14 protein-coding genes and 1 pseudogene are annotated in these 20,636 nt (G+C 53.9%); 8 read left to right on the forward strand and 7 right to left on the reverse strand.

Going from position 1 to position 20,636, the window contains the following annotated elements; translation table 11 throughout:
• Positions 1-389 precede the first annotated feature (389 nt).
• The 4 genes and pseudogenes from SH287x_RS02240 to SH287x_RS02255 all read left to right on the forward strand — a co-directional run bounded on the left by SH287x_RS02240 (position 390) and on the right by SH287x_RS02255 (position 5,119).
• On the forward strand, positions 390-1,148 hold the full coding sequence (locus SH287x_RS02240) for a phosphoribosylanthranilate isomerase (RefSeq protein ID WP_479516816.1): 759 nt from the start codon (positions 390-392) through the stop codon (positions 1,146-1,148).
• A 139-nt stretch (positions 1,149-1,287) separates the two neighbouring features.
• Positions 1,288-2,598: a PQQ-binding-like beta-propeller repeat protein gene (locus SH287x_RS02245; RefSeq protein WP_479516817.1), complete on the forward strand. Its 1,311-nt coding sequence runs from the start codon at positions 1,288-1,290 to the stop codon at positions 2,596-2,598.
• 150 nt (positions 2,599-2,748) lie between these two features.
• Positions 2,749-3,084, forward strand: a pseudogene (locus SH287x_RS02250) (DMT family protein); the annotation flags it as partial.
• 580 nt (positions 3,085-3,664) lie between these two features.
• Positions 3,665-5,119 carry a serine/threonine-protein kinase gene (locus tag SH287x_RS02255; protein WP_479516818.1) on the forward strand — a complete coding sequence of 485 codons (1,455 nt, stop codon included), beginning with the start codon at positions 3,665-3,667 and terminating at the stop codon, positions 5,117-5,119.
• A 136-nt stretch (positions 5,120-5,255) separates the two neighbouring features.
• On the opposite strand, the gene SH287x_RS02260 is transcribed toward SH287x_RS02255, so the two are convergent.
• Both SH287x_RS02260 and SH287x_RS02265 read right to left on the reverse strand, forming a co-directional pair.
• Positions 5,256-6,221 carry a DUF1559 domain-containing protein gene (locus SH287x_RS02260; RefSeq protein ID WP_479516819.1) on the reverse strand — a complete coding sequence of 322 codons (966 nt, stop codon included), beginning with the start codon at positions 6,219-6,221 and terminating at the stop codon, positions 5,256-5,258.
• A 103-nt stretch (positions 6,222-6,324) separates the two neighbouring features.
• The gene (locus SH287x_RS02265) at positions 6,325-6,768 is read right to left on the reverse strand and encodes a hypothetical protein (RefSeq protein WP_479516820.1); all 444 of its coding nucleotides are present in this window, start codon (positions 6,766-6,768) and stop codon (positions 6,325-6,327) included.
• A gap of 503 nt (positions 6,769-7,271) precedes the next feature.
• On the opposite strand from SH287x_RS02265, the gene SH287x_RS02270 reads away from it, so the two are divergent.
• Complete coding sequence (locus tag SH287x_RS02270; protein ID WP_479516821.1) at positions 7,272-7,862, forward strand: hypothetical protein; 591 nt, start codon at positions 7,272-7,274, stop codon at positions 7,860-7,862.
• 60 nt (positions 7,863-7,922) lie between these two features.
• Here the strand turns inward: SH287x_RS02270 and SH287x_RS02275 are convergent, their stop codons facing one another.
• From SH287x_RS02275 to SH287x_RS02285, 3 genes are all read right to left on the reverse strand, one after another.
• Positions 7,923-8,495 carry a nucleotidyl transferase AbiEii/AbiGii toxin family protein gene (locus SH287x_RS02275; RefSeq protein ID WP_479516822.1) on the reverse strand — a complete coding sequence of 191 codons (573 nt, stop codon included), beginning with the start codon at positions 8,493-8,495 and terminating at the stop codon, positions 7,923-7,925.
• The gene (locus tag SH287x_RS02280) at positions 8,467-8,703 is read right to left on the reverse strand and encodes a hypothetical protein (protein WP_479516823.1); all 237 of its coding nucleotides are present in this window, start codon (positions 8,701-8,703) and stop codon (positions 8,467-8,469) included. The genes SH287x_RS02275 and SH287x_RS02280 overlap by 29 nt, the downstream gene beginning before the upstream one ends.
• A 152-nt stretch (positions 8,704-8,855) precedes the next feature.
• Positions 8,856-12,710: an isoleucine--tRNA ligase gene (locus SH287x_RS02285; RefSeq protein WP_479516824.1), complete on the reverse strand. Its 3,855-nt coding sequence runs from the start codon at positions 12,708-12,710 to the stop codon at positions 8,856-8,858.
• A 559-nt stretch (positions 12,711-13,269) separates the two neighbouring features.
• On the opposite strand from SH287x_RS02285, the gene SH287x_RS02290 reads away from it, so the two are divergent.
• Complete coding sequence (locus SH287x_RS02290) at positions 13,270-14,235, forward strand: DUF1559 domain-containing protein (protein WP_479516825.1); 966 nt, start codon at positions 13,270-13,272, stop codon at positions 14,233-14,235.
• 219 nt (positions 14,236-14,454) lie between these two features.
• Entirely contained in the window at positions 14,455-15,021 is a 567-nt protein-coding gene (locus SH287x_RS02295; RefSeq protein ID WP_479516826.1) for a hypothetical protein, read from the forward strand.
• 385 nt (positions 15,022-15,406) lie between these two features.
• On the opposite strand, the gene larC is transcribed toward SH287x_RS02295, so the two are convergent.
• A complete protein-coding gene (gene larC / locus SH287x_RS02300) occupies positions 15,407-16,858 on the reverse strand; it encodes a nickel pincer cofactor biosynthesis protein LarC (protein ID WP_479516827.1) in 1,452 nt (483 codons plus the stop codon).
• A 246-nt stretch (positions 16,859-17,104) separates the two neighbouring features.
• On the opposite strand from larC, the gene SH287x_RS02305 reads away from it, so the two are divergent.
• Complete coding sequence (locus tag SH287x_RS02305; RefSeq protein WP_479516828.1) at positions 17,105-17,461, forward strand: STAS domain-containing protein; 357 nt, start codon at positions 17,105-17,107, stop codon at positions 17,459-17,461.
• A gap of 90 nt (positions 17,462-17,551) precedes the next feature.
• Here the strand turns inward: SH287x_RS02305 and SH287x_RS02310 are convergent, their stop codons facing one another.
• The gene (locus SH287x_RS02310; protein WP_479516829.1) at positions 17,552-20,143 is read right to left on the reverse strand and encodes a zinc-dependent metalloprotease; all 2,592 of its coding nucleotides are present in this window, start codon (positions 20,141-20,143) and stop codon (positions 17,552-17,554) included.
• Positions 20,144-20,636 lie beyond the last annotated feature (493 nt).

The following is a 20,636-nucleotide window of genomic DNA, read 5'->3' on the forward strand; positions in this document are numbered from 1 at the left end:
GGATCTGGCTTGGCAGACTTCCTGGGAAATCTCAAGCGGGCAACAATGACATGCTCCCAGATCGAAGCACAAATAGCCGAGATCGGCAAGTGGTGTGTGAGACTGAGTGCATTGTCAAAGTATAAAATTGGGGTCTCTTCTGTTGTTAAGTCCGACAACGGAGGACGTTGCGGCGACATCAACCCGAAGACAAAGCCGTGACACGGCACTGAGTGAGCTAAATCGCTCTCACCACGCCCGACCCTTCAGAAAAACTCTTGTTGCTTCCTTCGTGGGAATCTGCCCGGATGACTGTGATCTGCCTATACTCTGTTATCACCTCTTTTTGTGATAAGTGGGAAATAACTGAGGCGAATGCAAATCATTCTCAGCGGATTGATCATCATCACATGCCTGAAAATATGCCTTACATCAAAATCTGTGGCATCACGTTGCCTGATCAAGCGGCTGCAATCTCTCAACTGGGGCTTTCGGCAATCGGCATCAATTTCTATGCGAAATCACCTCGTTCAGTGAGTGTGTCACAAGCCCGATTGATCCAGCAGGCGATGGCCCCAGGCGTGGAAGCCGTTGGTGTCTTTGTGAATGAGAGTGTCGAAACGCTGGTGAGTATGACGACCTCGGTGAAACTGCATGCCATCCAGTTGCACGGCGACGAACCGACGACCATTGTTCCAGAATTAAGGAAGCAGCTGCCAAAGATCCGGCTATATCGTGCGTTTCGAGTGGGAGCGGAAGGGTTGTCACTCGTCAAGGAGCATCTGACGGAACTGGCCAGTCAAGGCCATCGCTACGACCGCATCTTCATCGATGCCCGCCTTGAAAAGAACTCCAGCGCTGGCACCAGCACGGCCACCAGCATTGTCCAGGGGTCAGAGAATACGGTGCTATATGGCGGGACTGGTCATAAGGCTCCCTGGGAATTACTCGGCAACTGGCAGCAGATCCTCGGTGCGACACCATTGGTTCTCGCGGGGGGATTGACTCCGGAAAATGTTGCAGAGGGGATTTGTCAGGTTCGTCCCGAGGGGGTCGATACGGCCAGTGGAGTGGAAGTCTCGCCGGGAGTGAAAGACCTGAATCTCTGTGCCAATTTTGTGAATGTGGCCAGACGTTCTTATGCACTTCTGGACATAAAATCCCACTGATCGAAGTTCACCAAACCAAAAGATCTTCTGGAAAGGCAATTTCCATAATGCGCAATCCACTGTAGGATTTTGTCAGTAGAAATCCCCAATTCTTACTTACGGCCAGTCCCTGGCCGACTTCAAATCCCGAGGATTCGCTATGCCATTTCGCTTTTGGCCGATGACATCACTCACTCGAATGACCTGTGCCATGGCAGCGCCCGCGGCGGTACTCTTCGGCAGCATGACAGCCTCTGAAGTTCAGGCGGACTGGCCGACGTTCCGTGGAGCCGATCGGACTGCCGTTGCTCCCGACAAAAATCTGCTTGATAAATGGCCAGCCAAAGGCCCCAAGTTGCTCTGGAAGGCCGAAGGGGCAGGTCGTGGCTACTCGAGCCTGGCGATTGCCGGCGACATGATCTTCACGCTGGGCGATGCTCCGACAGTCGCTGAAGACAAAGATGAATACCTTCTCGCCTTCAGTCGGAAAAATGGGAAGCTCTTGTGGAAGACCAGGACTGGCCCCGCCTGGAACGAAGGCAAGGAATCCTGGCAGAGTTCCCGCAGCACCCCCACTGTCACGTCAGATCAGGTCTTTGTCCTCTCGCCTCAGGGAGTTCTGGTGGCCTGTGAGCTTAAAACAGGCAAAGAACAATGGCGAAAAGATCTGAAAGAAGAGTTTGGCGGGAAAAAGGCCGACTCGTGGGGATACAGCGAATCTGTTCTGGTGGATGGTGATCGGGTCATCGTGACACCGGGTGGCCCCAAGACCACGATGGCCGCTCTCAATAAGAAGACTGGGGAAACCATCTGGACAACAGTGCGCGAAGAAGACCGCGGCGCGGGCCACGCATCGATTGTCCCTTCAGAGATCGGTGGCGTAAAGGTTTATGTACAGACAACGGGGAGCGGGCCATTGGGTGTTCGGGCCAGTGACGGGCAACTGCTCTGGTCATATCCGATTGATAAGACGACTGCTGTGATTCCCACGCCGATTGTCCGGGATGATCTGGTCTTCTTTGCGGCTGGCTACAAGCGGGGCGGGGCTTTACTTCGTCAGGTTCCCGGCGAAAACCAGACGGTCAAAATTGAAGAGATTTATCCTCTGATCCCCCGTCTGGCCAACAAGCATGGCGGGATCATTCTCATGGGGGACTACCTCTACGGTGATTCTGACGATGCCGGGATTCCTTACTGTGCAGAACTCATGACAGGCAAAGTCATGTGGCAGGGGCGTGGTGCCGGGAATGGTTCTGTCTCTGTGGCAGGAGCCGATGGCAAGGTCTATATCCGCTTCAGTGATGGCATGATGGCGCTCGCTGAAGCTGACCCCGAGAAATATAACGAAATCAGCTCTTTCAGCATTCCTGGCAGTGGTGATCGCCCCAGTTGGTCGCATCCTGTGATCACGGATGGCAAGCTTTATCTCCGCGAGCAGGACGCAATTCTTTGCTATGAATTGAAGAAATAAGTGGGGTCGGGAAGTCGGCGGTACGTGACTGTGCCGCCGACTTGTTTCCCCGGAGAACCCCATCGCATCCGCCGCCTGGTTTTCATTTTTTGCTACTCGTGCTGCTGGACGAAATGACTCCAGTGGCTCCTTTCTGAATCAAGCCTGACTATGCCGCCCATTGTTGTTGTTGCGATTCTTCTGACGATCAGCAATCTCTTTATGACTTATGCGTGGTATGGGCATCTCAAGGATCACGCTCATCAACCGCTCTGGATCGCCGTGCTGGTGAGTTGGGGCGTGGCGTTTTTTGAATATGCCATCCAGGTGCCAGCCAATCGCTTTGGCAATGCACAGCACATCAACCTGGGGCAGCTCAAGATTCTTCAGGAAGTGATCACGCTGGCAGTCTTTGTTCCGTTCGCTGTGTATTACATGAACCGGCCGCTGACATGGAATTTCCTCTGGGCCGGTCTTTGCATGTTGGGCGCCGTCTATTTCATCTTCAACGACCCGGCTGCTGCTCAACATCCCGCCTCTTTGCCACCTCCTCCTGAGTCAGCGCCAACCGCGATTGAATCGCCTGTCAGTGACCAGAATGGCAAACTTTCCGAACCTTCGTGAAAGATTTAATCCTCATTCAGCCGCCTTTTCAGTGTGCACGGACGATCAGGTTTCTGACAGCCGGGCGGTGCGACGGCATCAGAGTGTTTTCCGGTGTTGACGCAGTAATGCACGGGAGGTGATGCAAAATGCTCCAGAGAACTCGGTCTGTTTAAGGCCACTTTTGCCAATTTGACGCAAAAACTGCTCATTTCGGCCCGATTGAGAGGCGATTCGCTCACTTGGCACACGCCGTGCTTTTCTTTGTTCAGATCTCGCAGATTTTCAAAGTCAGCTGGCCATGGCCAACCGATGATTTGTCGATAATCCAGGGTCTGTGTTTCTGGCCTCTTCCAGTGAGTGGCATGGCCTGCGACGAGGGACTCATTGGCTCACCGGTTTGAAATGTCAGTGATTGACTCGTGGCAAGTTGTGGAGGTGCGTTATGCTACAATTTCTCAAATCCCCGGCCTCAGGGACAAGCATGACGTTCTCATCTCTTAGTCAATTTGAAGATTATCTGGTGCAGCAGCAACTGGTTAGCTCCAGTGTGCTTTCAGAAGCGTCGCGCCATCTTCGTGGCACCGGGGCTGCGGCCATCAAGGAACTGATTCAGGAACTGGAACGCCGGATGGAATTGACCGGCTACCAGTCAGGAATCTTGCTTAAAGGAGAAACCGAAGGTCTGCGCGTGGGAGCTTACAAATTGCTCTACCGCAACGCCTCCGGAAGCTTTGCCCGCGTCTTTCGCGGTTGCTCCGTCCAGACCGGTGAAATGATCGGGCTGAAAGTCCTGCGGCAGCGTTATGCCAACGATCCACGATCCGTCAATCTCTTCAAGAGAGAAGGGGAACTGGGCCGACGTCTCAAACATAAAAACATTGTTCCTATCTACGAAATCGGGAGCGATGGTGGCCAGCATTATCTGACCATGGAATTTGTCGAAGGGGGCAACCTTAAAGACATTCTCAAGATTCGCGGCAAATTCCCTGTGGAAGAAGCGACAAGGTACATAACCGATCTCGCGGAAGGGTTGGAGTATGCCCTTGCTATGGGCTTTACTCATCGTGATCTGAAGTTGTCGAATGCCCTGCTTTCAGCGCAGCGCGTGGCCAAACTCGTTGACTTCGGACTGGCCGGCGGCGAAGCATCGGGAGTTGCTGACGAAGCGGATCGTGCTGTCGAATACGGAACGCTGGAGAAGTTCACCGGCGCTCCCGATGGAGACCCAAGGAGCGATCTCTATTTTCTCGGCGGTATGTATTATGAAATGGTCTCGGGGCAGCCCCCGTATCCCGCCACCAAAAACATCGAGGAGCGGCGGCAAATCTCGCGGTATCGCAACATTCGTGCGATTGAATCGGTTTGTCCCGTACTGCCCCGCGATGTGGGAGAGATCATCGACCGTTTGCTACGTTCCAATCCTCATGAGCGATATCAATCCCCAACCGAGCTATTGCGTGACCTGCGAAAGGTGTCGGGAGCAGCGACTCCTGCTCGTGGTGACGAAGTTCCCGGAAGCCGTAGCGGAGCGAATCCTGTCATCCCGGAAGTCACAGCAAACATCCCGACGATTCTGTGTATTGAAGGCCGCCCCACTCAGCAGGATCGTTTGCGTGAATACTTTACGAAGCATGGCTATCGCGTGCTGATGCTGAGCGATACGCCGCGTGCGCTCCAGCGGTTAGAAAGCCTGAGCGTCGCTGGCGTGCTAGTGACCTGTGAGGCCATAGCTGAGGATGTCGCAGGTCAGTATGGTTCCCTGAAGGTCTATTGCGACCGAACCGAAACGCCTCTGGTGCTGGCTTTGTCGACGAAACGCGCCCGATTGGCCTCAGAACTCCCCACGTCAAATTTCAGCAAAGTCCTCGTTCAACCAGTCACTCTGCGAGATTTGCGAAATGCTTTAGCCGCCATGGATCCTCTGGCTCATCCGTAACGATGTCTCTCAAATAGTGATTATCGTCAATGGGCTTCGTTCAGGCGGTGCCATACGGCTTCTATTAAGCCCGAGCCATGCAGGAATTCTTCTTGCATGACCCGGGCGATTTTTGTCAGGCGGCGATACTTAACGATTAAAATTCACCGGCAATGTCGTTGCTACCCCGGCTGCCCAAGGCGGCCCGGGTTTCGTTGGCGATATTCTCGGAGATAAACCGAACTGCACCATCCATCATCATAAAGTGGGCGCCGCCCGTATGCTTACTGGAGAAGCCGGCATAGCCAACTTGATTGTTGATCGTGGAGTTGATCGGCGTGCCGATTGATCCAGAAAACTGAGCATGTTCGTCCTGGGAGTTTTCAGTAGCGATTCCGCCATAGCGACGGTAGGTATTGTTGTCTGAATCTGTTGTCGCGCTGCGGTAGCGTTCACCAACGCCGACGGTATTGCTAGTGCCATCAGAAATGTCTCGCGTACTGAAAGCGGTATTCTGGTTGAAGGCGCCATTGTGGCGCAGCGAATCGGCAGGGTAGCTGTCGTCCATCTGACTCTTGCCTTCTGCACTTTTGGTCGTGGCGGGATTGCCAATTGAGCCAGACATCACAACGCCGTAGTTATAGGTCGCCAAACCTGTCGTGCTGTCATAGTCATAGACCTTGCGATCAGGTGCTGAAGGGCATTGGAAGGCGGGCATCTGGGCACGACGCGCTGTGAGATTGTTTCCTGCGTTCCAACTGGAGTTTTCGCCAAAAGTCAGTGTGTTATAGAGCGGCCCCTGATCGACAAAAGGCAGGAGCATGGCCGTCCAGTGAGTGGCCCGGCGGTTCTCGGTGGTGGCAGACGTATCTTGAACGAGGGTCTTATAGCATGACGCCGGAAAGACACGGTGTGTATCCAGATAGTTATGGAGTGCCAGACCGATCTGTTTCAGGTTGTTCCGGCATTGCGTGCGACGCGCCGATTCACGCGCCTGCTGCACAGCGGGAAGCAGCAACGCAATGAGAATGGCAATGATCGCAATCACGACGAGAAGCTCAATCAGGGTGAACCCTTTTGACCGAGGGGGCGTCATCGAACGGGTTTTCGTTGTGAGAAACATGAGAGACTCCTTGAAGACGGGAAAGAGCAGATAAACGTGAACGAGTGGCAGACATGACGAAGAGACAGGAGAGGCTGTGCCTGTATGCACAGTCAGAAAAGAGTTACTTCAATGGATCAAGTTGGATTTCAAAGGAGTTGGAGCCGGCTTTGACTTCCAGCTGAAGATCCTTCGGCGATTTGCCGGGAAGCTTCTTGGCAGGATCTGACGATGAGACGAGGACACGGTGCATGCCAATGACAGCTCCATCTCCGGGGCGATAAGTGCCCATGGTGAATTGTCCCTGGGAATCGATGCTTCCAGCCGCCGATTTCGCGCTATCGGCTCCTGTCGCCAGGGGAGAAAAGGTCACTTCGCCGAAGGTGACCGGCTGACCATTGAACGTGACCGTCCCCGAGACAGATGCGGTCGCTTTTCGGTAGCTGGTATCCTCACAGCCAGCGGTGATCAAACTGAATGCCCCGCCGAACGCCAGTAGACAAATGTTGTATCGCCACCCAGAGCTTTGCGAACTGTTGAGGACTGACAGAAGATTGAAAGCGTGCATGTTCAAAAAGCCTTATGATCTAAGCAACTTCACAAGTGGCATAAAATCGAGCAGTGTGCGGGACTGATGGTCAAAAAAGTATTGGTGAACATTAACTTGGGTCATGATAACAGAACGAATCAATGTATCGATATTCGTTGCTTTTTGTGGACAGGATTTTTGTAAATTTCTTGCCGGAAGCTGTTTGTTGATCATGGAGGTGATGGGTTTGTGTTTTCGTAAGTGTATGATGTTAAGTGATTTGCGTCATTTATTGCCTCTTGGGAAGGACTGTCGCCGAAAAGTGACAGAGGGGGCAGCATGGGGCCATTTTCGTTGGACGCAACAGCACTTAGCAGTGGTGTTGTCTTTGGCATATGACATGCAGACCATTAAGTTCCGACTCGGAAGTATTGTCGCTTTCTTCCGATTGGCGGGTTAAGTCATGATGCTGAATCGAAAGTGCCCAATGCACGCCGGAACAGAACGGCCCCGAACTGCATACACAGGAGCATCACACCACTGTGGAGTTTTATAGCCGCCGCATCATCACCCTGTGCCGGGGATGGTTGAGAGTTGGGCCGCCATTGGTAGGCTGCGTGGCCTTATTGGCTGCCGAGTTCTTCTGGGATTCAAACCGTCCAGTGGTCTGGTTCGGCGTAGGAGCGTTGCTGTTGCTGGCGGCCTATCGCTGGTTCGCATCAGCCAGGCCATTGTTTCGACTTGCCACTTTGATGAAAGAGCCTCAACTGGTCGCGAATCAGGAGGCTCTCATTGTTCGCCAATACAACCACACGCTCTCGGCAGACATTGATCAGGCCATCCTTCACTTGGGCGAATCCCTCGAAGCCCGGTGGATCTCCAAGTCTCTTGACTATGAAGAGATCCGAATTCCCTGGCCATCGATTCGCTCCATCCAACTCGCGGGCCATGATTTGCAACCGGAGTTACGGATCACGCTGGAGTTTATGGGACAGAGTTCTGCCGGGGATGATCTCTCGCTCGGCCCGGTCGTTCTGGTTTTGCGGGAAGCCGAACTGCGTGATCCATTAGCTGAGGTTCATCGGCAACTGAATGCGCAACTCACTCAATATCGTAAAGCGCACCCGACTTGAGAGCGGCTTCTCACCCCGCGCGATCCTTAAAAACACTTGAAGTAAAACTGGTCTCGACGATTACCAGGTTTCGGTCGGTGTCGAGTCGATCCAGGCTTTTTCAAACTGGTCAGTAATGCCAAGTCTGGCGGCCCATTCCCGAAGGTAAGGCATGTCGAACGTGGGTTGCATGACGCGGATGTCGTAGATGTCAGCCAGATCGCGCGGGCGGGAAGCGACCACTTTCATCAGGATGAGGTCTTCAGGGCTGACCACCCACATCTTCTGTGACTCGCATTCAATGAACATTTTTCGTTGCATTGTTGATCGCAGGAATGCGTTGTCTGCGATAAAGAGATCGGCCGTAAATGATTCGCCCTGAAAGTAGCATGTGGCTTTAATCAACGGCATGTCGGCAACGGTATCACGCCAACCTTCTGCATAGGGTGGCGGCAATTCAAAGCCATAAGCTGGAAAACATTCGACCAGGCGCTCCAGTTGAGAGTCATCCAGAACAATCACGAAGTCAAGATCATAAGTGGCTCTGGGGAGGCCATGAGTGCGGACAGCAAAGCCGCCCATGACCGCGTATTCGATCTGCTGTTCTTCCAGCAGGTTCGCCATCTCAACGAGAGCTTCCTTGACGTGCTGCATGAGATTCTTTCAGGCGTGAAAAAGCGGTCAGGAGTCGAGACGTTGCGAGTTCGTGGCTGGTTTTGATCCAGCGGAATTTTTTCGCGACCATTTCGGGGCCGCCATCATAGAGGGCGGGTTGGTTGCCGACTGTCATTTCTAATGAGAGGGCGAGGCGCTCGCCGGGCGTCATGGCACGGTATCGTTCCAGTTGCTGGCGGCTCATCATGGTTCGCTCTCCCGTAGGGTGCATGCCAATGCACCAATTCGGTGTCAATGTGATCAACGATCAGGATGGTGCGTTTCGTCGGAACTTCATGCACCCTGAAGTTTAAGCCGGTAGGAAGGCAGGCGGGGGCCTGCCCTACGACTTCATGCACCCTATCTCATACTTGCAATCGTTATCATAACCTCGGCCTCACCCACTTGGACAGATTTTCCCGTGAAGTTCTCTGCCGGAACAATCTGGTCGGCGAGGGTTTCTCCCGAGATCAGGCTTGACCATGTCGTTAGCATCTCGCCGACAATCGGGTCACTCGTCTGATAAAGGACTTCGATCCGTTGCTGGATTTCCAGATCGGCGTCTTTTCTGGCCTGCTGGATATGGCGGATGAAATCGCGGGCCATCCCTTCTTGCACAAGTTCTGGCGTGAGGGTGGTGGAGAGGGCTACCTGGATGCCGGATTCATCTCCAGCGACCCAGCCTTCGGCTTGATCGGCACCAATAAGAACATCATCCGGGCCAATGGTCACGCTTTCGCCACCCACGGTCGCACTGATGGTCTGGCCGCGACGGAGGGATTCGAGGACATCGCTCGGGAGCTTGGGCAGTTCTTCGCGGAAGGCGTTGAGAAGCTTGCCGTACTTCGGGCCGAGGGTTTTGAGGTTTGGCTTATAGGTGTATTTGACGATATCGCCGAGTGATTCAAAACCGGTCACCGTTTTGACGTTAAGTTCATCGGCAATGACTTCTTTCAACGAACTGATCGAAGCGAGATCGTCACTGCTGAGTGTGGCAAAACGCAATTCGGCCAGTGGTTGACGAACGCGTTGATCGGCCACTTCCCGCAGCTTGTGAGCGACGCGAACCACGGTCTGCGCCAAGACCATCCGGCGGTTGAGCGAGGCATCCAGCAGCGATTCATTGGCGGTCGGATAATCGCAAAGATGAACCGATTCAGGAACGCTCGTTTGTCCGGAAGTCAGGTTGCCGTACATCCGTTCTGAAAGGAACGGCGTCATCGGTGCCATCAGCTTACTGAGCGTGAGCAGCGTTTCATATAGCGTTTGATAGGCGGCTCGCTTATCGAGATCACCGGTATCTTTCGACCGCCAGAAGCGGCGGCGGTTGCGGCGGATGTACCAGTTGGACAGGTCATCAATAAAGCGGGCCAGAGCGGCGCAAGCCCTTGGGGTATCGAAGGCTTCAAAGCCGGTTCGCACTTCCTGAATCAGGGCCTGCAGGTTGGAAAGGAGCCAGCGGTCGATCTCGGGACGTTCGGCCACAGGCACGAATTCAGCCTGAGGGTCGAATTCATCCAGTCGGGCGTAGTTCACGAAGAAGGCGTAAGAATTCCAGAGCGGGATCAGCACCTGCCGACGGACTTCATCGGCAGGGCCGCTGGTGACTTTGCAGGTCTGGACGCCGTCGATGGTGGTGTGAGTGGGGCCGTGGACGGTTTCCAGCGTGACCTTCTCTTCCGGGTGGCGGGTGCCGAAGCGGAGGTCGGACGCAGGGTTCTGCTGGAGGTACATCCAGCGCATGGCGTCGACACCGATCTGTTCGGCGGCCTCTTCAAACCAGATGGCGGTGCCGTCGGATTTGTGCATGGGCTGGCCCTGTTCGTTCATGACGAGGCGGTGGCCCAGCAGGGTCTTGAACGGCGGTGAGTTGTCCATCATCGTGGCCATGGACAGCAGCGAGTAGAACCAGTTGCGGAACTGGCCGGGGAAGCATTCGGTGACGAGGTCAGCGGGGTACCACTTCTTCCACATGTCGGGATGAGTGTTGTAGCCCATCGTGGAGAAGGAGACGATACCGGCGTCGAGCCACGGGTTGCCGACGTCTTCCACGCGGGTCATGAGGTTGTTGGTTTTGGGATTGCGGATCTTCACGCCATCGATCCACGGCTTGTGCGGCGTATGGCCTTGAAAATCGTTCCAGCCTTCACCGCCATCAAGTGCGCGTTCTTTGAGTTCAGCCAGTGAGCCGATGACTTCAAAGTCGCCGGTGACTTCATCGACCCAGATCGGGAGGGCGAGGCCCCAATAGCGTTTCTTGGAGATCATCCAGTCACGCATGTTAGTGAGCCATTCGACTTCGCGTTCCTGACCCTGGATCGAATCCGGCAGCCACTGGATCTGCCGGGTGACGCCCATGATCTCCTCGCGCCAGTCCATGTTGATGAACCACTCGTCCACGAGTCGGAAGATGAGTTCGTCGCCGGTTCGCCAGCAGAAGGGATAGATGTGCGGATACTTTTCCTCGGCGACGAGCAGACCTTTTTCCTTGAGGCTGTCGATGACGAGTTGCACCGTTTCGGGGTGGACGGCGTTCTTGCCAGTGAAAGGGCCGAAACCTTCGAGGAAGTTGCCGTCAGGGCCGAGGGGAGCGATGGTGGGGAGGCCATTGGCGAGGCCGATCTGATGGTCAACATCACCGCAGCCAGGGGCACTGTGAACGATGCCGGTTCCTTCGCCCTCCTTGACGTTTGCTGCCCCTTTGAAGTCGCGACCGCCATTAATAACGGCGTGTGATATTGCTACAGTTCTGTTGTTTGACGTGTCGTCGAGATCATTAATCAAGGTGAGGGTGACTGCGCCCCTATGGACAAGGCCTTCTAGCCCTACATTAGCGATTGTTTCTTTTGCAAGTTTTGCAGTCTTATTAAATCCAAAGTTATTCAATGTATTTGCGATAGCTTCTGGATCGTTCTTTTGAATTAACTCTTCTGCCGGAAATGCAGAGAAAGATTTTCTAATCCAACTAAATAAGCCTATCGAACTCAATTGAGAACAATTGGGATTCTCCTCGTTAGCAACAAACTCCATAACAGCTTCGTAGAATAATTCTTGCGAGGCCCACATTTCAGGATTAGGAGTGTTGTTGCACTTTAATTCATCAAATGGGCCGCGGTATTTGCGGCCGACGAGCGCTTCTCCCTTGACGGTGTCGAGGACTTCATAGCCGCCGGATTCCTTGAAGATTTGCGAGAGCGTTTTGAGCTTGGGAGTCCCCTTGGGCCATTGCCATTCTGGGCGGCCAAAGCCTTCCTTGAACTCTTTGGAGAGACGCTGGAATTCGAGGTTGTCTTTCGCGAAGTAGTAGACGAGACCGTCCTTCTTGGACTGGAGTTTCACATAGTCCAGTTCGGGGTTGATCATGGCGGCGACGTTGCTGGTCAGTGTCCAGGGAGTCGTCGTCCAGATGAGGAGGTTTTCGTTCGTCTCTTTCCCGGCATCATCGAGGAGCGGGAAACGCACGAACAGCGCGCGGTGGGTGGTGAGTTTACGCCCGTCGGCCACTTCCATCTGGCTGTAGGCACTGCCGCCGCGACCTGACCAGGGCATGACATCGTGGCCGCGATAGACCTTGCCGCGTTCGAAGCATTTTTTGAGGAACGTCCAGATGGTTTCGTTGTTTTCGGTGGAGAACGTGAAATAGCTGCCGCCCCAGTCGGGGTTGCCGAGGCGCGAGACGAGGGCTTCGGCGGGGCCGGTTTCTTCATTGCCACGTGGTGTGGTGATGGTGACGGGGTCATTGCTGCCGATGCCCGTGGCGAGCTTACGGAGTTCGAGCGGGCAATCCCATTCCATCCAGTAGCCTAAGCGGATGGATTGTTCAGTCTGGATGGCGGCGTACTTCAGCACGCGGCGTTTGCATTCCTGCACGAACTTATCGATGCCGAACTTCTCGATCTCACTTTTGGCACCGAGACCAAGCTGCTTTTCAACCTCCACTTCGACCCACAGACCCTGGCAGTCGAAGCCGTTCTGATAACGCAGGTCGCGGCCGTTCATTGCCCAGTAGCGCTGGAAAGAATCTTTGTAAGTGCGGCCCCAGGCATGGTGGACGCCCATGGGATTGTTGGCCGTGATGGGGCCATCGAGAAAGCTCCAGGGCTGCTTGCCCGCGTTTTTGGTGCGCAGCTTCTGGAAAATGCCTCGCTCGTTCCAGAACTTGAGGACAGAGTGCTCACCGGTGATGAACTCCGCTTCTGCCACTTTCTGAAACATGCCGTTCTCAATCTTTTTTGAAGTGTCCAGGCTGAAAATTTATTGTTCGTCTCAGTCAGAGAACGGAACCAGCCACAGGAAACAGAGGGTCAGTGACCTGAGAAAAAACTCCAGCGGCAGGGCAGTTCTCAACGAAATGGCCGACAGTTGGACTCAGGAAATGGAATTCTAGAGGTGGGGCCGTTCATTGCCAAGAATGAGGCAGGATCCAGGCCGGGAACGCACTGAAGAATCGGTTTTTCAGTGATCGGCGCGACAGCCGTTTTCTTGAAAGCCTCGCGAAACATAACTCTGTGTTACAAATTGGTGTAAACGCTATCACCAGTGTTTTTTCACTTGGAAAACAGAGGTTTTTAACGAGACGGAATCGCAAAAGAACTCAAATAAGTAGCTCAAAAACTCATTGACGGTTGCTTATGTCACTGAATAATGGATTCCAGTCGAGCTTGGCCTGAGCTTGATGAATCTCCTTTCCGCTTGTGCATTTCCTGGCACTTTTCGGTGCTTATTGCGTTTCTCTTTTCCTTTCTCTGCCCCGTCCTCTCTCGTGAAGGTCTTTATGATGCTCGCACCTGTACGGAAATCTCGTGGTTTTACATTGATTGAATTGCTGGTCGTGATCGCGATTATTGCCATTCTGATTGCGCTGTTACTTCCCGCAGTGCAGCAGGCCCGCGAGGCGGCCCGCCGGACTCAATGTAAGAACAATCTCAAGCAGATTGGTCTGGCGATGCACAACTATCATGACACCTTCAGCGCTCTTCCCCTGGGGTTGACAAGCAACAGTTACGCGGGAACCAACGGCCGCGATGGCTGGTCATGGTATGCCCGTATCCTGCCCTATGTTGATCAGGGGCCTCTCTTCAATTCATTGAACATGAGCGTGCGGATCAATGGCGGCGGCCGGCCCGCGGGGCATGCCGTGCTGACTGGCACCGCGCTGACAGCCATGCTGTGCCCTTCGGATACAGCGATAGTGACCGAAGCAGGATCAGCGGACTGGAAGCTGACGCTTCACAATTATGTGGTCTGCTTTGGGAATACGACATTTGACGCACGGACACTGGGAACTGTGATTGGGCAAAAGGGTCTGTTTGTGCCAAACGATGTCGCTCGGATGCGAGATGCTTCTGATGGTCTCTCGAACACGGTGCTGGCGGGGGAAATTATCACGCCTGAAGCCTATTCCACCTGGGGCGGATTGGCACGAACTCAGACAGCTTTGGGCGCTGGTTTCACGACTTTTCTGACCCCGAACTCAACCGCCAATGACACGGTGGCTCGCTGCCATACAATTCTGACCGGCACAACCTCGCGTTGCTCGGCTGTTCCCGATGAAGGCAATGGCAAAGACGTTGACAGCAACTGGGGCGCTCAAAACATTGCTTTGCGCAGTGCACACACCGGCGGTGCTCACGTGGTGATGGGCGATGGAGCCGTGCGGTTTGTTTCTGATAACCTCGACACTGCCACCTGGCAGAATTTGGGTGGCCGAGCCGAAGGCGGCACAGTCAGTAACTTTTAATACGAAGCGCAATTTGAAATGGCGCGTTGATACTCATCAAAAACCTGCTTGACCCAAGCTGCAAGCAGGACACCAGGAACGCTGTCAGAGCGCTGTTTCAAATTGGAATGCGTATAAAGTCGCGTTTTTTGCGAGCCTCACAAGCACCCCGTCACGTACAGATTTTATGACTCCTGGCTTCCCTGTTGAGGCCCCCATCCTTTTGCCCGGAGAACTCCCATGGCGATGTCCACTGCTTCAAAATATCAAAGATCTCCACGGGTGATTGAACCCGCATCTTCCCTTGAAGTCTCGCAAAAGAATTTTATCAAGCGTGTCAGTCGCAAGATTTGGCAACGCTCCTTGTTGAGTTTGAGCCTGCTGGCCGGACTGGGCTGTGGCTCGGATGGGAAGGTGATGACGACGGGAGACGTGCTTTGGAACGATCAGTCGTTGGCCTCGGGAAATATCCAGTTTCTTCCGGCTGATGGGAAGGGGCCAGTGGAAGGGGTGGATGTCACTGGAGGAAAATTTCAGATCCGGATGCAGCCGGGCGAAAAAATTGTCCGCGTGACTGCCACTCGCCAGATTGGGGAAAACGTGGCGACAGAAGCTGGACGAGATGCGATTCAGACCCCGACCGTACTTCAATACATTCCGTCGAAATTCAACGATAAAAGTGAATTGCGGGTCACGGTGGCCAGCGCCTCAGATCCCATCAAACTGGACTTGAAAGGGACGGAGCGTAAGCCGGGAGATAAAGTCGAAGTCATTCGGCCTTATGATCGCAGCCGGGAGTATCGGTGATCCCAACTTTTTCGCTCGACTGCAAAACGTGACGGCAGGGAGCGGCGCGTCTCTTTGAAGTGACAGGCCACAAAGGAAGTGCCACCCACAAGGGAAATGTCAGACTGGAAGGCCAAACAAAAAAACCGGCAGGCACACGAATAAGTGAACCTGCCGGTTTTTCATTTAATGCAATCAATTGTTCTGAACGTTGCCAGAACTTTCGATGCGGCAATTACTTGCGATGGCGAATACGGGCACGCATCTTACGTTTTTTACGACCAATTTTGCGGCGCCCACGCCCCGTCTTTTTGACACCCATGACCTAACGCTCCGTAAAATCAGCGCCTGAAAATCCATGAATAACCGTTGAGTATGGGAAGATTATCAGCACGGAGCGTTGGCTTCAAGCATGCGGCAGGGAATCTCCAGAACTCTCTGCCGGACGATCATGGTCATGACCGTGATCATGACTGTGGTCGTGTGAATGATCGTGACTGTGATCATGGCCGCGGTCATGTGAATGGTCGTGGCTGTGGTCATGACTATGGTCGTGTGAATGGCTATGGCTGTGGTCATGACTATGGTCGTGTGAATGGCCATCGCTGTGATCGTGTGAATGGTCATGACTGTGGGGAGAGTGAGACGGAAGTGCTGGTGTATGAATATCTTCCGGCGACGTTCCCCCATTGAGCAAAAACGCGGCTTCAGCCGCCCGGTAGATCTCTCGCAATGGAAGACCTGACGCCTGGGCGATCTGTTTACAGCTTTCAAATTCTGGAGTGAAAACGGGCGCTAACTGTGAACCGTACCCCAGTTTTCCCTCGATCTTTCCGAAAGCGGTCTGCACAGTGACCGGCTTGCGGGCGCGTTTTGACCGCCGCAAAAGTTGCCGCCGGACACCCAGCGTGCCCGTTTCGGTCATGAGCAGACTTTCCAGAACAGGGCCGTCGGCGGGATGACAAAGTATGCTGAGGATGACTCCCGGACGACTTTTCTTCATCTGAATGGAGGTCGCCCAGACATCGTAGGCCCCCGTCGAGAGGAGTTTTTCCTGTACAAAACCAATGACTTCGCCGCTGAGGTTATCCAGATTGGTTTCCATCAGCAGGACTGTGTCGCTCTCCGGATCAGCGATGGTTTCTCCGACAAACAATCGGAGAAGATTCGCCCGTTCCGTGAGATCACGGGTTCCCGCGCCATGCCCGACTTTCTCAATCACCATTTCTGGTAACGAAAGTGAAAACCGATCCACGACAACACGGAGGATGGCAGCGCCGGTGGGGGTGGTCAATTCGTAGGGAATGTTTTCCTGAACCAGCGGTATCCCCTTGAGAAGCTCTGCGGTTCCCGGTGTCGGAATGCGACAGCGGCCATGGGCAATCATGACGTCTCCGCAACCTGTGGGAGTGGGGCTGGCTAGAATCTCCTCCACTCCCAGAAGGTCAAATCCCACAGCCGCCGCTGTGATATCCACAATCGAATCAATCGCACCGACCTCATGAAAATGGATTTCATTGAGGGTTGAGCCATGAACATGAGCCTCGGCGACCGCAATTTCATGAAAGATCCGCTTGGCCAGCAATCGCTGTTTGATCGTCAGTTCGTCGGCGCGATCCAGAATCTCATGAATATCGGAAAGATGGCGATGCGCCTGCTGGGGCGGATGATGAATCTTCAGGTGCTGAGCACGGAATCCCCCCCGCATGACCGTTTCAAATTCAATGCGGACTCCCGGCAGGCGGAGCGAGTGAACAGCAGTTTCAATAGCGCGAGGATCAACGCCCGCATCAACCAAAGCGGCAACCGTCATGTCACCACTGATACCACTGGCACAATCAAGGTAAGCGACACGCATTGTGAATTTGCCTCATTGGGAATGGTGAAAATCGTTTTCTGTAAGAGATAAGGTGGCGTGTGGTGGAGAGGTTTGGCAAGCTTGGGCGAAACTGGCACAATCAATGGTTGGCGCTCGAGAGATTTCCTGATTGGTCGGTGTCACCGAAATCACACGGATCAGCAATGGTCGGGGCCTACCCGCCATTGATCGAGAGGTTGCAGCGTGGCCGAGAATTCTTTTGAAGCACCGAAGAGGATGGCAGCGATGGCGGATGTTCGTGTCACTCATGAGCAGAACGTGACTGTGATCGCGTTTCCCTCCACGTTGAGGCGATTACGGGAAATGGAAGTTGAGCAGATAGCGGCAACTTTCCTGGCCAGTGTTCAGTCGGCAGACCCCAGGCGAGTGCTCGTTGATCTGGAAGGTGTCGAGTTTTTTGGCTCGTCGTTTATTGAACTGCTGGTTCGCGGCTGGAATCGAATCAAGGAAGATGAGCAGGGGGTTTTTGCCCTCTGTCATGTTTCCAGCTATTGCATTGAAGTCTTGCAGGTGACACATATCGATGAAGTCTGGCCTCGCTATGAGACGAAGGCAGAGGCACTGAAGGCGCTGGCGACATAAGCGTCATGGCATTTCTGAAAACGAAAAAGCCCCGAAAACCAGTCGGCAAAGACTGACTTTCGGGGCGAAGGCTTTATCGGGAGATCGCTGCTACTCGACCGAGTTCACGGTCAGTTGGGCTTTCTCGACAAGTTCGATCTTTCTCTTCAGATCGGCCAGGTGAGCGGAAGTGTACGGATCGAGCTTGACCCCGTCCTTCTTCTGAGCCGCTTCAATCTTTGACTTGATGCCTTCAAGGTGAACCTGTGCCAGAACGCGGGCATCGTCGGGAGCACCTGTCGGTCGCGTGGCCATTCCCCCCAGTGCCTTGATCATGACACGCTGCAAATTGCGGCGGTAGCTATCCACCAATGGCTTGCGAGCCGTGTAATCACCAGCAGCAGGATCATTCAATTCACTGAATGCGGGAATCACAATCAGATCCAGATGCTCGGCCAACGTGTAGGCGTCATCGTCAACTCCGACCTTCCGTTCGTTATCCTGGATCCGCGAGAGCGTCAGAGAGGAAATCATCCGGCTTAACAGGAGGAGTTGCTGGGTTTCCACCAGTTGGTGCAGTGCCAGGTCTTGTCGTGAAGGAATCGAAGTTCCCCAGTGCGACCACTTGTTCGTGGCAAGATAATTGACCACGTTGGAATCCAGCTTCGGGGCTGCGAAAGCCATCTCAGCCAGCAGTTGAGTCGCTGCCCGTTGCTGCTTGGGATCCAGAACACGGAAAGGAGCACGAGCGTTGGCATCGCCCTTGTGATCACGTGCCACAAGCAAGCCTCCAGGCACACGAGCCGCAAAGTTTGCTGCCCTCCAGTATTCACCCAGCAGGTGATTGAACGCGAGGCGCACATCCTGATAGCCATCACCTTCTTTGGAAACCTTTTCGACGACTTTGGGCAACAGGTCATTGACCAGTGACATTTGTCGTTTCGCAAAAGCCGCCATGTCGTTGCCCATATCGAAGCGATTTGAATAAGGGTCGGCATCGCCACCACGGGTGTCTTCGTCGGTGGCGTAATCCAGGCCAGATTCAGCCGATCGGCTGGCGATCTTTTTCAGCTCACCTGGCTCATCACTTGTGATGGGTTTGTAACCGTACTCAATGGCCCAGTAATCATACGGCCCGATGGTCTTGGTGTAATACGCCCCTTGGGGTTTGCCGGGCAGGGCAATATTCACCGGGCAGTAATCCATCACTGAAGCGACAGTGGGTTCGTTGGCTTTAGCTGGGTCTTCAATGTCGGCGAGTGACTTCCAGCCACTGGCCTTGAAGTTGTGACGCAAACCAAGGGTGTGGCCAACTTCGTGCATGACCACTTCCTTGAGGGCTTGCTCAAGGTATTCATCGGGCAGTTTTCCTTCTTTAGACATCTCACCGCGGGCAAAGAGGGCCGAGGCGGCAAAGCCCATTTGATGCTGCATGCCAGTGTTCAATTGGCAGAGACGATCGTTGCCGGGAGTGTGATGAGTCTGGCCCTGCTCCGCATGAATATCGAACAGGCCATGAGCCTTATCGCCAGGTGTCGCGAACAGGTTGTAGTCCCGGCTCCAGGAACGCAGGAAGCCCGCATCGAAGAGAATATCGGCATCAAGAATCTGGCCGGTCAGTGGATTAACACGTGAAGGCCCGATGGCGAAACCAGCATCAGCGGTGATCCAGCGGAAGGTGTTGTATCGGACGTCTTCCGGATCCCAGTCATCGTCGTCACGTTGCTGGCGAACTTCAATGGCGTTGGCAAAACCGATCTTTTCAAAGGCCTTGTTCCACTCTTCAATCCCCGCCCGCACGATAGGGCGCAGGTTGATGGGAATGGTTCGTTCCATATGGAAAATGATGGGATCTTTCGGAGGAGACAGCTTGGCAGCAGGGTCAGCCTTCTGGAGATCCCAGCGGGTGATGTAGCGCACGAAGTGTTGCTGGTCGCTGTTGTCCGAGAAGTCTTTGGTGGCCGTCAGGAAGTAACCGACCCGGTCATCGGCCTTACGAGGTTTGTAGCCAGTGGAAGGGAGTTGGCTGATGCTGTAATGCACGCCCACCTGAACACCGCGTGAATCAGGAACCGTGTCGATAGACATCGAGGTCGAATAGACGGCATTGACGGCAATTTCAATATTCTTGGGGAACGCTTTGACCTTATTAATGGTCGAGCGATCCATCACGAAGTTGCCGCTGAAGTTCTTGCCGATCTGTTCGTCGTCACTCATGAAGACGCGGGTCATATCGACCAGCACGTTGCCGCCCGATTCAGCGACAACAGGCAGGGCGTACATCACGCTGTCGCTGTAAGACAACGCGACGGCAGTGGCTTCTGGCGTGCCAGATTTGGCCTTGAAGCGGACATTCTTCTTCAGCAGGTGGACTTTGTCCCCCACCTTGCGGAACGTCCAGATGACATCGTCACCCCAGCTCATGCCGCTGCTCAGAAAACCACCACCCACCCCGCTGACACCTCGGGCGAGGGAGGACAGCATGAGATATTCCTGCTGAAGCTGTGCAGGCTTGAACTCGACGAGGATCTGCTGATCCTTGGAGTAAACCGTCCAGAGTCCTTCCGCCTTTTTGGCCCCCTTGGTTGCCAGCATGAATTTATCTGGCGCTGCTTCCTGAGCATGAACCTGCGTTGGTATCGAACCGGTTATCGTTGCTGAGGCGACCGCCATGACGGCGACAAACCACCAATTTCGCTGCATAACATTCCCTCGAAAAGTCATAATCGATTCGATCTGTGTAGGTTGTTCATACTGCCCAGGCTTGGCAGCTTTCCTTAATGATTCTAGCTTGCGCTGAGGCGTGTGGAATGGATCAGTTGCGTAGACTTTAGGTTATCTCTGAGAAATCCTGCCTAAAATGGCAGGAAAGCCGCCTCTGCCTCTCAGGTTTACGCAGAAAACCGCTGAGAGCGTGGGAATTACCGCCCGGAATTTGAATTTCACGCGGCGGGAGACGTGCTGGAAGATGTTGTCAGAAGCGCTCGAAAGTGCGAGAGGCAAGCTTCTGGAAGTAATCCAACGGTTGTCGCTAGTGCTTTGCTAAAACTAAAAACATGGGTAAACCATTACGCAAGCCCAGCAACGACGGGCGCTTTCGTCACAACGTACCCGTGGATTAAGCCCTGTCAGGGCGATAGAAAGATGACCTGATGTCAAAAGGTCTGAGACGCACAACAATTTGAAATAGCGATGT

This window comes from Planctopirus sp. SH287 (assembly GCF_056500625.1).